The sequence below is a fragment of the Butyricicoccus sp. AM32-19 genome, from assembly GCF_003480365.1.
Taxonomy (GTDB): Bacteria; Bacillota; Clostridia; order Oscillospirales; family Butyricicoccaceae; genus Agathobaculum; species Agathobaculum butyriciproducens.
In genome coordinates, this window is sequence record NZ_QUIX01000020.1 from 16,300 (window position 1) to 31,887 (window position 15,588).

At 58.6% G+C, this 15,588-nt stretch carries 13 protein-coding genes; all 13 read left to right on the forward strand.

Features of this window, described 5'->3' with window-relative positions:
* The first annotated feature begins 34 nt into the window (after positions 1-34).
* Entirely contained in the window at positions 35-634 is a 600-nt protein-coding gene (locus tag DW806_RS13395) for a GNAT family N-acetyltransferase (RefSeq protein ID WP_117488804.1), read from the forward strand.
* A gap of 4 nt (positions 635-638) precedes the next feature.
* On the forward strand, positions 639-1,130 hold the full coding sequence (gene def, locus DW806_RS13400; RefSeq protein ID WP_117488802.1) for a peptide deformylase: 492 nt from the start codon (positions 639-641) through the stop codon (positions 1,128-1,130).
* On the forward strand, positions 1,130-2,056 hold the full coding sequence (gene fmt, locus DW806_RS13405) for a methionyl-tRNA formyltransferase (RefSeq protein ID WP_118730263.1): 927 nt from the start codon (positions 1,130-1,132) through the stop codon (positions 2,054-2,056). Before def ends, fmt begins: the two co-directional genes overlap by 1 nt.
* A 77-nt stretch (positions 2,057-2,133) precedes the next feature.
* Positions 2,134-2,847: a zinc metallopeptidase gene (locus DW806_RS13410; protein ID WP_118478424.1), complete on the forward strand. Its 714-nt coding sequence runs from the start codon at positions 2,134-2,136 to the stop codon at positions 2,845-2,847.
* Positions 2,837-4,183, forward strand: a complete 1,347-nt coding sequence (rsmB, locus tag DW806_RS13415; RefSeq protein WP_118730264.1) for a 16S rRNA (cytosine(967)-C(5))-methyltransferase RsmB — start codon at positions 2,837-2,839, stop codon at positions 4,181-4,183. The genes DW806_RS13410 and rsmB overlap by 11 nt, the downstream gene beginning before the upstream one ends.
* A 68-nt stretch (positions 4,184-4,251) precedes the next feature.
* The gene (rlmN, locus tag DW806_RS13420) at positions 4,252-5,301 is read left to right on the forward strand and encodes a 23S rRNA (adenine(2503)-C(2))-methyltransferase RlmN (RefSeq protein ID WP_118730265.1); all 1,050 of its coding nucleotides are present in this window, start codon (positions 4,252-4,254) and stop codon (positions 5,299-5,301) included.
* 44 nt (positions 5,302-5,345) lie between these two features.
* Positions 5,346-6,098, forward strand: coding sequence for a Stp1/IreP family PP2C-type Ser/Thr phosphatase (locus DW806_RS13425; protein ID WP_118730266.1), 753 nt, complete (start codon positions 5,346-5,348; stop codon positions 6,096-6,098).
* A gap of 6 nt (positions 6,099-6,104) precedes the next feature.
* A complete protein-coding gene (gene pknB, locus DW806_RS13430; RefSeq protein ID WP_118730267.1) occupies positions 6,105-8,207 on the forward strand; it encodes a Stk1 family PASTA domain-containing Ser/Thr kinase in 2,103 nt (700 codons plus the stop codon).
* Between the two features lie 17 nt (positions 8,208-8,224).
* Positions 8,225-9,124 carry a ribosome small subunit-dependent GTPase A gene (rsgA, locus tag DW806_RS13435; protein ID WP_243022761.1) on the forward strand — a complete coding sequence of 300 codons (900 nt, stop codon included), beginning with the start codon at positions 8,225-8,227 and terminating at the stop codon, positions 9,122-9,124.
* Positions 9,094-9,750, forward strand: coding sequence for a thiamine diphosphokinase (locus tag DW806_RS13440; protein WP_118478432.1), 657 nt, complete (start codon positions 9,094-9,096; stop codon positions 9,748-9,750). The genes rsgA and DW806_RS13440 overlap by 31 nt, the downstream gene beginning before the upstream one ends.
* A gap of 147 nt (positions 9,751-9,897) precedes the next feature.
* Positions 9,898-11,097, forward strand: a complete 1,200-nt coding sequence (locus DW806_RS13445; protein WP_199667353.1) for a pyridoxal phosphate-dependent aminotransferase — start codon at positions 9,898-9,900, stop codon at positions 11,095-11,097.
* A 302-nt stretch (positions 11,098-11,399) separates the two neighbouring features.
* Complete coding sequence (gene purB, locus DW806_RS13450; protein ID WP_116704618.1) at positions 11,400-12,830, forward strand: adenylosuccinate lyase; 1,431 nt, start codon at positions 11,400-11,402, stop codon at positions 12,828-12,830.
* Between the two features lie 175 nt (positions 12,831-13,005).
* On the forward strand, positions 13,006-15,396 hold the full coding sequence (gene secD, locus DW806_RS13455) for a protein translocase subunit SecD (protein ID WP_118730268.1): 2,391 nt from the start codon (positions 13,006-13,008) through the stop codon (positions 15,394-15,396).
* Positions 15,397-15,588: the final 192 nt, after the last annotated feature.

Consider the following 15,588-nt stretch of genomic DNA (forward strand, 5'->3'; position numbering starts at 1 on the left):
AGTACTTGAGACCCCGGCAAAGAAGGTTAATTCAATGAGCAAATTTGTCATTCGCAGGGCAACAGAAAACGATGCAGAATCGCTTTTGAAGATTTACGAGCCTTACATAACGGATACAACCATCACGTTTGAATATGATGTGCCGACGGCTGAGGCGTTTGCGGGCCGTATCCGCGAAACGGCGGCTGCGTTTCCATATCTCGTCTGCGAGTGTGACGGCGTTATCATGGGTTACGCCTACGCGCACCGCATTCGTGAGCGCGCGGCGTACGACTGGGATGCGGAGCTGTCCATCTATCTGGCACAGGGCACCCACGGACATGGTGTGGGCACGACCGTGCTGGCGTGCCTGATCGACCTGCTCGAGCTGCAGGGGCTGCGCCACCTGTACAGCTGCGTGACCCTGCCGAACGAAAAAAGCATTCGCATGCAGCGCAGACTGGGTTTCGAAGACGCAGGCGTGTGGCACGACTCCGGCTGGAAGTTTGACGGCTGGCACGATGTGGCATGGCTGGAAAAGCATATCGGCAGCGGAAAACCGCAGCCGGTGACGCCGTTTCCGGCGCTCGATGAGAAAAATATACAGGAATGTTTACAAAAATACATGGATAAGCTGAATCAAGTGGAGGAATAAAACAATGGCACTGAGAAAGATTTTGACCGAGGGCGACGAGCAGCTGCTCAAGCACAGCCGCAAGGTAGAGAAGTTTGACGACCGTCTGCACACGCTGATCGACGATATGCGCGAAACGCTCGAGAACTCCGGCGGCGTTGGTCTGGCGGCACCGCAGGTGGGAATCCTGCGCCGCGTTGTCGTGCTGCTGGATGTGAACAAGGAGCCGGAGGAGATGGTCGAGCTGGTAAACCCGGAAGTCATCGAGCAGAAAGGCTCCGAGCGCGTTGTTGAGGGCTGCCTGTCCGTGCCGGGCGTTTACGGCTATGTGACCCGTCCGACCTGGGCGAAGGTTCGCGCACAGGACCGTTTTGGCAACTGGTTCGAGCGCGAAGGCGAGGGCATTGTAGCGCAGTGCTTCTGCCACGAGACCGAGCATCTGGACGGCCATCTGTTCACCGAGAAGGTCGAGGAGTATATCGACCCGGAGGCAATGCAGGGTGGTGACGAGGAATAATGCGTATCGTATTCATGGGCACGCCGGACTTCGCCGTGCCGAGCCTGCAGGCGCTCATCGACGCCGGACATGACGTCTGCGCGGTGTACACGCAGCCGGATAAGCCGCAGGGCCGCAAGCAGATTCTCACTGCACCGCCGGTGAAAACGCTCGCACTCGAGCATGATATTCCGGTTTTCCAGCCGAATACCCTCAAAAATGAGGACGAGCAGGCGCGTCTGCGCGAGCTGGCACCTGAGGTTATCATCGTAGTGGCATACGGCAAGCTGCTGCCCAAGGCGGTACTCGATATCCCGCCGCACGGCTGCATCAACGTGCATGGTTCACTGCTGCCGCGCTGGCGCGGCGCCGCTCCGATCCAGTGGGCGGTTATCGCGGGCGATGAAATGGCAGGCGTTACCACCATGCAGATGGCGGAAGGTCTGGACACCGGCGATATGCTGCTCACCTATGAGACCAAGGTTGGCGAGAAGGAGACCGCAGGCGAACTTTTTGACCGTCTGGCGCAGTCCGGTGCGGAACTTTTGACCCAAACGCTCGTCAAATTAGATGAGATCGAGCCGCGTCCGCAGGACGATGCACAGAGCTGCTACGCCCATATGCTGGATAAGCAGATGGCGGTGATCGACTGGAGCAAATCGGCGCACGAGATCGACTGCCTGATTCGCGGACTGAATCCGTGGCCGATCGCGCTGACCACGCTTTCCGGTGAAAGACTGAAGGTGTTTGCCGCCGAAAAGGCAAACGGCAGGGGAGAGCCGGGCACGGTGCTCGAAGCCGACCCGAAAAAGGGTCTGACCGTGGCGTGCGGAGAGGGCGCGCTGGGACTGACCGAGATTCAGCTGGTCGGCGGTAAGAGAATGAAGGCGACGGACTTTCTGCGTGGGCACGCAATCGAAGTCGGCACTAAGCTGGGAGACGAATGAAAAAGCGTGAGGAGTGAAGAACGGAGAGGACGTAAGTTCCAATCTCCGATTCTCCACTCCGGTATGGAGGTTTTCTTATGCCCTATCATGGTTACTACTACGGCATTGACATGTACTACATCGTACTGGTTCTGCCGTGCGTTTTATTTGCATTCTGGGCGCAGAGTAAGGTAAACAGCACGTTTAACCGCTACTCGCGGGTGCAGAATCTGCGGGGACTGACCGGCGCACAGGCAGCGGAGGCTGTCCTGCGGTACAACGGCGTTTCCGGCGTGCGCATTGAGTACGTTTCCGGCAAGCTGACCGACCATTTTGACCCGAGAAGCAATGTCATTCGGCTATCGAGTGCGGTGTACTCGTCCACGTCGGTGGCGTCTATCGGCGTTGCCGCGCACGAGGCAGGGCATGCGGTGCAGTACGCCATCGGCTATGCGCCGATCAAGCTGCGCGCGGCGATCATCCCGCTGACGCAGTTCGGCTCGATGGCGGCGATGCCGCTGCTGATCCTCGGCCTGATCCTTAACACGAGCACGCTCGTCACGATCGGCATTGCGGCGTTCGGTCTGTCCACGCTGTTCCAGCTGCTGACCCTGCCGGTGGAGCTGGACGCGTCCCGCCGCGCTTTGCAGACCATTCAGCAGAACGGCCTGCTGACCGCAGACGAGTACCCGATGGCGAAAAAGACGCTCACAGCGGCAGCGCTGACCTATGTTGCCGCGCTGGCGACCTCGCTGGCACAGCTGCTGCGTCTGGTGCTGATTTTTGGAGGAAGAGACCGCAATGATAGATAAACGCCCCAAAACACCGCGTGAGGTGGCGGCATTCTCGCTGTTTTCCATGGCAGAGGAGGCCGCCTGGTCGGACGGTGCGCTGCACCACTATTTATCCCGCGCGGGACTGGACAGCCGCGATGCGGCGCTGGCCTCGCGGCTGACCTACGGCACGGTGCAGAACCAAATTTTACTGGACTGGTACCTGCGGCACTTCTCGAGCGTGCGGCTGAAAAAGATCGCGCCGCGTGTGCTGGCGTGCCTGCGGATGGGTCTGTATCAGCTGATCCTGATGGATAAGATTCCCGCGCATGCGGCGGTTGCCGAGACGGTCGCGCTGGTCAAGCACTACGGTCATGCAAATGACCGCACGGTCGCCTTTGCCAATGCGGTGCTGAGAAATGCCGCAAATGCGGCGCAAAACGGCTCTTTGCCGCGCCTGAACTGTCCGGATAAGGAAAGCTACTACGCACTGCAGTACAGCCACCCGGAGTGGCTCGTGCGCCTGCTTTCCGAGCAGTACGGTCAGAAGCTGACGCAGAAAATCTGTCAGGCGGATAACGCGGACGCACCGATTTCGGTGCGCGTGAACACGATGAAATGCACGCCTGCCGAGGCTCAGGCAGAGCTGGAAGCCGCCGGACTGACCGTGCAGCCGCATGAGGCATTCCCGGAAATCCTGCTGTGCAGCGGCGGAGACGCAGCCGCGCTTCCGGCGTTTATCGAGGGCCGTGTGACCGTGCAGGACGCGGCAAGCGCACTCGCGGCGGCGGTCGCTGACCCGAAACCGGGCAGCACCGTGCTCGACTGCTGTGCGGCGCCCGGCGGCAAGAGCTTTGCCATGGCGGAGAAGATGCAGGGGAAAGGCAGCGTCACCTCGTGCGACATTTACGAGCACAAGCTGAAACGCATCCGCGACGGCGCAGCCCGCCTCGGACTGCCGAATATCCGCACCGAGCTGCAGGACGCCTCGGTCTGCCGCGAGGAATGGAAGGACAGCGCGGACGTTGTGCTGTGCGACGTGCCCTGCTCGGGACTGGGCATTATCCGCAAGAAACCCGAAATTCGGTTCAAGAATCCGGACGAAATCCAGACTTTGCCGGAGATTCAGGCGAGAATCCTTGCAAACTGTGCACAGTATGTAAAGAAGGGCGGCACGCTCGTCTACTCGACCTGTACCATCCTGCAGCGGGAAAACGAGGACGTTGTCCGCGCGTTTCTCACCGAAAACCCGGAGTTTGAAGCGGTTTCTTGGACGCATCCGGTCTGCGGAGAGAGGGCAGACGGTATGGTGACGCTGCTGCCGCCCGTTCACAATACGGATGGGTTCTTTATTGCGAAAATGTACCGTAAGTGATAGTGGAATCGTAGGGCGGGGCGCCCGCCCTACAGGAAAACGAGAGAGAAGATTTGAAGGAGAGACACATGGTCGAAATCAAATCCCTTACAATAGATGAACTGAAAACCGCCCTGAAGGAAATGGGCGAAAAGCCGTTCCGTGCGGGACAGATCTTCAAATGGCTTCACGAGGGTGTGGAGTCCTTTGAAGAGATGTCCAACTTATCCAAGGACTTACGGGCGCGTTTAGCGGAAAATTTCCTGCTGACCGTACCGGAGGTCGCCCGCAAGCAGGTGAGCCGCGTTGACGGCACGGTGAAATACTTATGGCGTCTGCGGGACGGCAACTGCGTGGAGTCCGTTCTGATGCACTACGAGCACGGCGTGTCCGTCTGCGTTTCGACGCAGGTCGGCTGCCGGATGGGCTGCAAGTTCTGTGCCTCCGGTCTGAACGGACGCACGCGCAGTCTGTCCGCAGGCGAGATTCTGGACGAAATCCTGTTCATGCAGAAGGACAGCGGCGAAAAGGTCTCCAACATTGTGCTGATGGGCACCGGCGAGCCGCTCGACAACTACGACAACGTGCTCAAATTCCTGCATCTGGTGAGCTGTCCGGAGGGGATCAACATCGGACAGCGCCATATCTCCTTGTCAACCAGCGGAATTGCTGATAGAATAGAGATGTTAGCACGGGAAAAGCTGCAGATCACGCTGTCTGTGTCGCTGCACGCGCCGGATGACGAAACACGCTCGTCCATCATGCCGGTGAACGACGCGTATCCGGTCGAGCGCCTGATGAAGGCGTGCCGGTACTATTTTGACACCACCGGACGGCGCATTTCCTACGAGTACATGATGGCGCGCGACAAGACCGACCGCCCGTGGCAGGCCGACCTGTTGGCGAAGCTGCTGAAAGGAAGACCGGCGCACGTCAACCTCATTCCGCTGAATGAGGTGGCGGAAAGCCCGCTGAAACCGTCCAGACCGGAAACCGTCCGCAAGTTCCAGCAGGCGCTCGAGAAGCGCGGCGTTACCGCGACCGTAAGGCGCAAGCTGGGTCCGGATATTGATGCGGCCTGCGGTCAGCTCCGTCAGCGACAGCTGAAGGAGGACGGAAAGAGCAGTTCTCGTGATTAACTTGAATATTCTCACATATAAACACAATCGAAGGAGGTTGTGAAATGGAATATTTCGGCTTGACCGATAAGGGACGGGTGCGCCCGACCAATCAGGATATTTTTCAAATCGAAGCGCGGGAGGACAACCAGACCGCGCTCCTCGTCGTGTGCGACGGCATGGGCGGTGCAAATGCGGGCAACGTAGCCAGCCGCTTTGCCGCGCAGAGCTTTATCGAGTCCGCGGGTGACGCTTTAAGCGGCACGCTGGACGAAACGGCACGGCAGAACCTGCTGACGCAGGCGCTCAAGCAGGCGAACGAGACGGTTTTCTCTCTGGCGGGCAGGCAGCCGGAGTTCCGCGGCATGGGCACGACCCTGGTTGCCGCGCTCATTCAGGGCGACTGCGCGACCGTTATCAACGTGGGCGACAGCCGCGCGTACCGCTTTGACGGCGAAGCCATGCACCAGATCAGCGAGGACCACTCCTATGTGGAGGAGATGCGCCGCCGCGGCAAGATCACCGAGGCGGATGCGCGCACCCATCCGCAGAAAAACCTCATCACCCGTGCGGTAGGCGTGGAGCCGTATGTCGAAGGCGACCTGTTTGAAGTGCGCCTGACTGAAAAGGACATGCTGCTGCTCTGCTCGGACGGTCTGACCGGCATGGCGGAGGACAGCCGGATCGCGGAGGTGCTGGCAAACGCGCCGACGCTCGAGCTGGCCGGTGACGCGCTGCTGCAGCTGGCGCTTGACGGCGGCGGCCGCGACAACATCACCGTTGCGCTGTTCACCCTCGGCAAAAAGCAGGGAGCGTGACGGATTATGGATAAATATATCGGCAGTATGCTCGGCGGACGCTATCAGATTGAGGAAATCGTCGGCGTCGGCGGCATGGCGGTCGTTTACCGGGCGCGGGATACCGTTCTCGGGCGCGATGTGGCACTCAAGGTGCTCAAAAAGGAGTTCGCGGAGGATCCGGATATCCGCAAGCGGTTCTCCATTGAGTCGCGCGCCGTTGCCAAGCTGAGCCACCACAATATTGTTTCCGTGTTCGACGTCGGCAGCGAGGACGGCACGGATTATATCGTTATGGAGCTGATCGAGGGCATCACCCTCAAGCAGTATCTGCAGCGCAAGGGCCATCTGTCGTGGGAGGAGACCATTTTCTTCGCTGAGCAGGTTGCCCGCGCACTCATGCACGCACACTCGCGCGGCATCATCCATCAGGACGTTAAGCCGCAGAACGTTATCATTCTGCGGGACGGCACCGCAAAGCTGACCGATTTCGGCATTGCCTCGTTCGCTGCCGCGCAGGAGACCCGCGTGGTGCAGGAGGCCATCGGCTCGGTGCACTATATCTCGCCGGAGCAGGCCAAGGGCAGCAAAATTGACTACCGCACCGACCTGTACTCGCTCGGCGTGATGATGTACGAAATGCTGACCGGCAAGCTGCCGTTTGAGGGCGAAACCGCGCTCCAGATCGTCATGCAGCACATCAATGAGGTTCCGATCATCCCGAGTGCGTTTGTGCCGGGCATCCCCAAGGGCATGGACGACATTGTCATGCACGCCATGAGCGCGAACATCAGCCGCCGGTACGAGTCCGCGGAAAAGATGTACGAGGACATGGAGGTGCTCCGCTCGGACCCGAATGCACGCTTCCACTATGTGGCAAGCGAGGACAACTCGGGCGAGACGCAGATCATCGGCGCGGACATTCAGCGCGCGGCGCGCCGCAGTGCGGCAGAGCATGAAGCCGCTTCCGTTGAGGGCGCAGCTGCGCCGCGCACCCGCACGCGCACGCAGACCCAGCCCCGCACCCGCACCGGTTTCCGCAAAAAAGAGCAGGATGAGCCGAACGGCTTTTTTGAAAAGCTGGCCGAACGGCCCGGAATGGCAGTCGGCATGGCGGTCGGCGTGATTGCGGTGATCAGTCTGCTGCTGGTCGGCATTCTGATGCTCACCGGCAGCAGCGACAAGTCGGAGAAGATTATCGTGCCCGACCTCATCGGACGCAATATCGACGAAGTGATGGCCGACCCGGATATAACCGACAACTTCACGGTAAAGGAAGCGACCGAACGGCAGGAATCCGACCGTCCAGTCGGTGAGATACTCGAGCAGAACCCGAAGTCCGACGGTAAGAAAAAGGCAACCAAGGGTACGATTATCACGGTAACGGTGTCCTCGGGCGGCGAAAACGTCAAGGATACCTACAAGGTGATCGACTTTACCGGCAAGACGCTCGATTATGTGCAGGCGGCGCTGGCATCGCACGACATCAAGTGCGAGGTTGTTGAGGAATACAGCGACGACGTGGAGGAAGGCAAGGTCATCCGTACCGACCCGGAGGCGGGTGCCGAGCTGGAAAAGGGCGCGACGCTGACCGTCTATATCAGCAAGGGCAAGCAGAAGGACGATAACGAAAACGTCTCCGTGCCCGGTCTGCTCGGTATGACAAAGGACCAGGCGGAAAAGGCCCTGACGGAAAAGGGTCTGTCCATCGGCTCGGTGAACGAGGTCGAGAGCACCGCTGAGGCCGGTTCGGTCGTATGGCAGTCGCAGGATGCGGGCGCGGAGGTCGCAAAGGGCACTGTCGTCAACATCCAGATCTCCAAGGGCAAGAGCACATCGAACAATAACTCGCCGGATAACAGCGGCGGCAATTCCGGCGGTCAGGACAACGGCGATGGCGACTACGACGATACGCCGAGCCTCGGCAGTGCGACCATTCCGGTTTCGCTGCCGGACAACACGGATACCGCGCACGTTATCATCTATGTGGACGGCGTGATCCAGTATGACGACACCTGCAGCACGAGCGGCGGCAGCACGTCCATCTCGGTGAGCGGCTCGGTGGGCGACCATGATGTTACGGTCAGCGTGGACGGTTCGACTACCTCGCAGACGTACACATTCAGTTAAAAACGGAGGAATTAAGTTTGATCGAAGGGATCATTCTGAAGGGCATCGGCGGTTTCTACTATGTGGATACCGCCGAGGGCCTCATTGAATGCAAAGCACGCGGACGGTTCCGCAAGACCGTGGGCAAGCCTATTGTCGGGGACCGTGTGACGCTGGAAATTCAGCCGGAGGACGGCACCGGCTATCTGCAGACGATCGCACCGCGCAAGAACAGCCTGATCCGGCCGGCTGTGGCGAATCTGGATCTGGTCGTTGCCGTGGCGAGTGCGGCACCGCCGGTGACCGACCCGTTCCTGATCGACAAGGTAACGGCGATCGCGGTGCACAAGAACATGGACGCACTGGTCGTCATCAACAAGACGGACGCGAATCCGGGTGACGAGCTGTATGAAACCTACCGGAAGAGCGGCATCGAGGTGCTGCGCGTGAGCGCGCACACCGGCGAGGGCATTGACGCACTGCGCGAGCGCATCCGCGGCAGGGTGAGCGCGTTTGCGGGCAACTCGGGTGTCGGCAAGTCGAGCGTGCTCAATCGGCTGGACAGCTCGTTCGGCGCCGAGGTCGGTGCGATTTCGGATAAGATCGGCCGCGGCAAGCACACCACCCGTCATGTCGAGCTGCACCCGATCGAAGGCGGCGGCTATATCGCGGACACGCCCGGCTTCTCCTCGTTTGAGACCGAGCAGATGGATTTGGTGCTGGCCGAGGATCTGCAGTATGCGTTTCCGGAGTTCGAGCCGTACATCGGGCAGTGCAAATTCACCGGCTGCGCGCATGTCAAGGAAAAGGGGTGTGCCGTTCTCGCGGCGGTCGAAGCGGGCGAGATTGCGAAAACCCGTCACGAAAGCTATGTAAAGCTGTATGAAAGTGTAAAGGATCTGAAGGAATGGGAACTTACCAAGGGCGGCACGCGCTGATTTTTGCGGCTGCACCGGAAACCGATTACGGTTACATCCGCGCGTTTCTGCGCGAGCATCCGGACGCGCTCGTTGCGTGTGCGGACGGCGGCCTGCGGCATGCGCGGGCGCTCGGTCTGCACCCGGATTTCATGATCTCCGACCGGGATTCCATGACCGAGGTAGAGGGCGACGATGTGATCCTGCTGAGACCTGAGAAGGACGACACGGATTCGCAGAGCTGTCTGCGCGAGGTGTTCCGCCGCGGCTGCCGCGAGGCGACGCTCGTGTGTGCGACCGGCGGGCGCATCGACCATATGCTGGCAAATCTCTCGCTGCTTGAGGAAGCAAAAACGCTCGGCGGCCACCTGACCATCCTCGATCCGTACAACCGCGTTGAGCTGCATCAGGGCGGACGGCAGGAATTCATCATGCCGGAGACGTTTACCTACTTCTCGGTCGTGCCGATGGACGCGGTGCTCGAGGGCGTGACCATCGAGAATGCAAAATATGAATTAACGAACGGCACGGTTACCCGTGTCGGCATGATCTCCACCTCGAACGAGGCAAAACCGAACAGCCGCTTTGCCGTCACGATTGAACGGGGAACGGCTCTGATTATCTTCTCGCGCGACTGTGTTTTGTGAAAATTCCACACCTGACCCGCCAATATCGGCGGGTTTTTTTATTGTGTCGATTTTGCAATTTATTAAGTCAGGACTTGCAAAAATAAGTTCGCAGGCATATAATAAAAACACATGATAACTGATGAGAGATATAAGGGAGTGCTGAGCATGGCATTGAAGCCGATTTCCAAGATTGCAGCAGGTGTGCAGGCGTCCACGACGCTGGCCATTGATTCGCTGTTCAAGCAGATGAAGGCAGAGGGCAAGGACGTTGTCGGCTTTGGTGCCGGTGAGCCGGATTTTCCGACGCCGGAGCACATCAAGCAGGCCGGTATCGAGGCCATTGAGAACAACCAGACCAAGTACACGCCGGCAGCCGGTCTGATGGATCTGCGCAAGGCAGCTTGCTACCGTCTGAAGGAGGACTGCGGTCTGGACTACGAGCCGACGCAGATCGTTGTGGCTTCGGGTGCAAAGCACTCGGTCTATATCGCGCTGATGACGCTGTGCAACCCGGGCGACGAGGTCGTTATCGCGGCTCCGTACTGGGTAAGCTACTCCGAGATGGTAAAGCAGGCAGGTGCAATCCCGGTCATCGTAGCCGCAACCGAGGAGGCGCACTTCAAGATCACCGCAGAGCAGCTGGATGCCGCCATTACCGACAAGACCAAGGTGTTCATGCTGAACTCTCCGTCCAACCCGACCGGCATGGTATACACCAAGGCCGAGCTGGAGGCAATCGCTGAGGTTTGCTGCCGCCATAACATCTACGTTATCGCGGATGAGATTTACTGCAACCTTGTATATGATAACAATGAGTTCGTTTCGTTCGCTTCTCTGGGCGAGGACGTGAAGGAGCGCACCATTCTGGTCAACGGCGTGTCCAAGAGCTACGCGATGACCGGCTGGCGTATCGGCTACAGCGCGTCCAATCCGCAGCTGGCCAAGGTGATGGCGAACTACCTGAGCCACTCCACCTCTGCACCGTCCACCATTTCCCAGCAGGCGGCCATCACCGCGCTGACCGGCCCGCAGGAGGACATGCAGGTGATGAAGCAGGCGTTCGAGCAGCGCCGCGACCATCTGGTAGAGCGCATGAACAAGATCGAGGGCGTTTCCTGCATCAAGCCGGAGGGCGCGTTCTATGTTATGATGAACATGAAGGGCTTCCTCGGCAAGACTATGTACGGCAAGGTCATCGAGAGCGCCGAGGACTTCGCGCAGCTGTTCCTTGAAAAGGGTCTGGTGGCGACCGTTCCGTGCACCGCATTTGCCGCGCCGGGCTTCGTCCGCTGGAGCTATGCGACCTCGCTCACCGAGATCGACAAGGGCCTTGACCGCCTCGAAGCGTTTATCAAGAACGCGTAAGCATTCGTAATTCCGAGCAGCACTCTGAAAAGGGTGCTGCTTTTTGGTTTCTGCACCGAACCTCTGGGGCACTTGAACCGCGCAGGCGGTGCAGGAAAAAGGGGAGGACGCAAAATCTAACGGCGAAACCGCTGCAAACTTTGTTTATTGCTACAAGATAGCGCAAAACCGGTCGGTTTTGCTTGAAATGACCGGTGCAAAGTGTTAAACTAAAATCGGACTGTTATGGAAGATTAGATACCATCCAAGTCCGTTATTTCGTTATAATTTGGATAAAATACACACCGGAAAGGACGAATAACATGAACAACGTGTACGAAAGCCCGCTTTCCTCGCGCTACGCTTCCAAGGAGATGCTCTACACCTTCTCCTCGGATATGAAGTTCTCCACCTGGCGTCGGCTGTGGCTGTCGCTGGCTAAGGCGGAGCTGGCGCTCGGTCTGCCGATCACGCAGGAGCAGGTGGACGAGATGGCCGCGCACCTGACCGACATCGACTACGATGTGGCCCGTCAGCGCGAGAAGGAGGTACGCCATGACGTTATGGCGCACGTTTACACCTTCGGCAAGGCGGCTCCCAAGGCGGCCGGCATTATCCACCTCGGCGCTACCAGTGCGTATGTCGGTGACAATACCGACATCATCCAGATCCGTGAGGGTCTGCTGCTGGTTCGCAAAAAGCTGGCGACCGTACTGGACAAGCTGGCGCAGTTCGCGGATGCGCACAAGTCCCAGCCGACTCTCGGCTTCACCCACTTCCAGCCCGCACAGCTGACCACGGTCGGCAAGCGCGCTACCCTGTGGATGAACGAGCTGCTGATGGATTTGAACGAGGTAGAATACCGCATCGAAAACCTGCGCATGCTCGGCAGCAAGGGCACGACCGGCACGCAGGCGTCCTTCATGGAGCTGTTTGACGGCGACGAGAGCAAGGTTAAGGAACTCGAGAAGCGCATTGCCGATGATTTCGGCTTTGCAGGCGTGGTTCCGGTCTCCGGCCAGACCTACTCCCGCAAGATCGACGCGCAGACGCTCGCAACGCTCGCCGGTATCGCAGAATCCGCTTCCAAGTTCGCAACCGACCTGCGTCTGCTGCAGCACCTGAAGGAAGTAGAGGAGCCGTTTGAGAAGAACCAGATCGGCTCGTCCGCCATGCCGTACAAGCGCAACCCGATGCGTTCCGAGCGTATCTGCGCACTGGCGCGCTACGTCATCTGCGACAGCCTGAACCCGGCCTTCACCTCGGCTACCCAGTGGTTCGAGCGCACGCTCGACGACTCTGCGAACAAGCGCATTTCCGTGCCGGAGGCATTCCTTGCCGTTGACGCAATCCTCAACATCATGATCAACGTCGTTTCCGGTCTGGTCGTTTACCCGAAGGTCATCGAGGCGCACGTTATGAACGAGCTGCCGTTCATGGCAACCGAGAACATCATGATGGACGCCGTAAAGCGCGGCGGCAACCGTCAGGACCTGCACGAGCGCATCCGCGAGCACTCCATGGCTGCGGGCAAGCGCATCAAGGAGGAGGGCCTCGAGAACGATATGGTTGACCGCATTGCCGGCGACCCGATGTTCGGCATGACCCGTGAGCAGATCCTCGAGCACCTCGACCCGTCCGCTTACATCGGCCGCTGCCCGTCTCAGGTAGACGAGTTCCTGAGCGAGTGTGTTCGTCCGGCGATCGCGCCGTACCTCACCGGTGAGGACGTAAAGGTAGAGATCAACCTGTAAACCGGAAAGTTTATCCCTGAAATTGACAGATATCCCGCTCACGCGGGATATTCTGCCGCTTATGCGTCAATGACGCATAAATGTTGCACAATTCATGCAGAATGATTGACTTTTTGGCTGTTATGCTGTATACTAAATCAGTTGTGTAACAAAAAAATAAAGGAGGCACTTGCAAGTGAAAAAGAGTGTAACTTCCTTTATCGCGGTCATGCTGATCATCATTTTCCTCGGCGTGACGGCGGTAACAGGAGTGTACATTCCGGGCGGCTGGACCATGCCGTTCCGGAACACGGCAACGTCCGACACATCTGCGACGGATACGAGCGACACCTCGTCTACCGACAACAGCGCAGACACGGCGGACAACACGGCAGACAGCACGGATGCGTCTGCTGACACCTCTGCTGACTCGGCTTCGACCGATTCCGCAGACACGACAGACTCCGGTCTGAAGGCCATCATCCCGAGCGTACTCGATACCGACAATGGTATCCGTCTGGGTCTGGATCTGGTCGGCGGCTCCCGTATCGTATACGAGGCCGAAATCCCGGACGGCTACGACACCAGCAACCTGTCCGACGACATGAACTCGGTACAGAAGGTCATCCGTCAGCGACTGACCGGTAAGGGCTTTACCGAGGCTACCGTATCCCTCAGCGGCGACAACCGCGTAACGGTCGAAATCCCGCAGATCACCAACCCGGAGGAGGCCGTACAGACCCTCGGCACCACCGCACAGCTCACCTTTGTTGATGCTGACGGCAAGGAGTGGCTGACCGGCTCTGACGTTAAGAAAGCTACTTACGGCTATGGCCGCCCGACCGGCAACGAAGTTGCGGATACCCATTATGTAGAGGTACAGTTTACCTCTGAGGGCAAGCAGAAGTTTGCTGAAGCGACCGAGAGCATCGCGGCCCGCACTGACGGCACCAACGTGATGGCTATCGTCATGGACGATCAGGTTATTTCCGCACCGTCCGTTTCTTCCAAGATCGACAGCGACAGCTGCGTAATCTCCGGCTCGTTCACCCGCGACAGCGCGACCGAGCTGGCAAACCTCATCAACGCAGGTCAGATCCCGTTCTCGCTCAAGCAGGTAGAGCTTCGCTCTGTCGGCCCGCAGCTCGGCGCTGACGCGATGAGCTCCAGCCTGAAGGCAGGCCTGATCGGTCTGGTACTTGTTATGCTGTTCATGATCATCATGTACCGCATCCCGGGCGTTGTTTCCTGCTTCGCTCTGTGCTTCTACATGGTTATCGAGGCGCTGCTGTTCAGCCTGATTCGCGTAAACCTGTCCCTGCCGGGCATTGCAGGTATTATCCTGTCCATCGGTATGGCGGTTGACGCAAACGTCATTATCTTCGAGCGCATCAAGGAGGAAATGGCTGCCGGCAAGACTGTCAAGAGCGCCATTGACTCCGGCTTCAAGCGTGCGTTTACCGCAATTCTGGACTCCAACATCACCACCCTGATCGCGTGCGGCGTGCTGTTCTTCCTCGGCACCGGCACGATCGTCGGCTTCGCTACCACGCTGGGCATCGGTGTTATCGTGTCCATGTTCACCGCGCTGACCATCACGCACTTCCTGCTCAACCGCATGGTGGATTTCCACATCCGCAACCCGAAGGCTTACGGCCTGCGTGAGCGCAAGGAAGAGAAGAAGCATTTCCCGATCCTCAAGAACTTCAAGATCTTTGGCGGTATCTCTGTCGTACTGGTCGCTACCGGCCTTGTCGCGCTGATCCTGCTGCCGTTCGGCAAGAACCTGTTCAACCTGAGCATCGACTTTGCCGGCGGTACCGAGATGGAGTTCAACATGCATACCGCTGTTACGCAGGATATCCAGACCGAGGTCAGCGATCTGTTCAAGGACGCAACCGGCGTGGACGCATCCTCTGTAACCTCCTCCGGTGACGGCAACGAGGACGTGCTGATCCGCTCCACCTCGATCGATTCCGAGCAGCGTGCTGCCGTGATCGACAAGATGCTGGAGAAGTACAGCCTTGCCGATACCGATATCCTCAACAACAACGACGTATCCGCTTCTGTCGGCAGCGACCTGCAGCGTTCGGCATTCCTCTGCTCGATCCTTGCAATCCTGCTGATGCTGGTGTACATCACCTTCCGCTTCGAGCTGACCAGTGGTCTGGCTGCGATCTGCTGCCTGGTTCACGATCTGCTCGTTATGCTGAGCGTTTACGTTCTGCTGCAGATTCCGCTCGACAGCAACTTCATCGCTGCTGCACTGACCATCCTCGGCTACTCCATCAACGCGTCCATCATCGTATTCGACCGCGTTCGTGAGAACCTGCGCACCGCGCGCAAGGAGCCGTTTGAGGTCATTGGCGAGAAGAGCATCTGGCAGACCATGGGCCGTACCATCAACACCACGCTTACCACGCTGTTCACCATCGGCATGGTATACATCCTCGGTGTTCCGTCGCTCAAGCAGTTCACTCTGCCGCTGATCGTCGGTATCCTGGCCGGCGGCTGGTCGTCCGTTATGCTGTCTACCGGTCTGTGGGGCTTCTTCCGTAAGAAGTTCCGCCGTCGCCGCAAGATCTAACGACTATCGAAAAGGCACCCGTTCGGGTGCCTTTTTTGCGTTTGTTTATCGGCGCAGGGGACTGGTACAGAGAAAGAAGCCGACCGGATAGGGCAGTGCAGGAAAAGGTGCCGCTTTATCGCAATAAAAAATTGACTTAACAGCACTCCGCGTAGTATAATAACAGCAGACAGATAACAAACCACGCGTGTG

Excerpts from the sequence above, each read along its gene's own strand:
- rsmB (WP_118730264.1), top strand. The coding sequence starts at position 2,837 with ATGATAGATAAACGCCCCAAAACACCGCGTGAGGTGGCGGCATTCTCG.
- fmt (WP_118730263.1), top strand. The coding sequence starts at position 1,130 with ATGCGTATCGTATTCATGGGCACGCCGGACTTCGCCGTGCCGAGCCTG.
- DW806_RS13445 (WP_199667353.1), top strand. The coding sequence starts at position 9,898 with ATGGCATTGAAGCCGATTTCCAAGATTGCAGCAGGTGTGCAGGCGTCC.
- DW806_RS13395 (WP_117488804.1), top strand. The coding sequence starts at position 35 with ATGAGCAAATTTGTCATTCGCAGGGCAACAGAAAACGATGCAGAATCG.
- DW806_RS13440 (WP_118478432.1), top strand. The coding sequence starts at position 9,094 with ATGGGAACTTACCAAGGGCGGCACGCGCTGATTTTTGCGGCTGCACCG.
- DW806_RS13425 (WP_118730266.1), top strand. The coding sequence starts at position 5,346 with ATGGAATATTTCGGCTTGACCGATAAGGGACGGGTGCGCCCGACCAAT.
- rlmN (WP_118730265.1), top strand. The coding sequence starts at position 4,252 with ATGGTCGAAATCAAATCCCTTACAATAGATGAACTGAAAACCGCCCTG.
- def (WP_117488802.1), top strand. The coding sequence starts at position 639 with ATGGCACTGAGAAAGATTTTGACCGAGGGCGACGAGCAGCTGCTCAAG.
- DW806_RS13410 (WP_118478424.1), top strand. The coding sequence starts at position 2,134 with ATGCCCTATCATGGTTACTACTACGGCATTGACATGTACTACATCGTA.
- purB (WP_116704618.1), top strand. The coding sequence starts at position 11,400 with ATGAACAACGTGTACGAAAGCCCGCTTTCCTCGCGCTACGCTTCCAAG.
- pknB (WP_118730267.1), top strand. The coding sequence starts at position 6,105 with ATGGATAAATATATCGGCAGTATGCTCGGCGGACGCTATCAGATTGAG.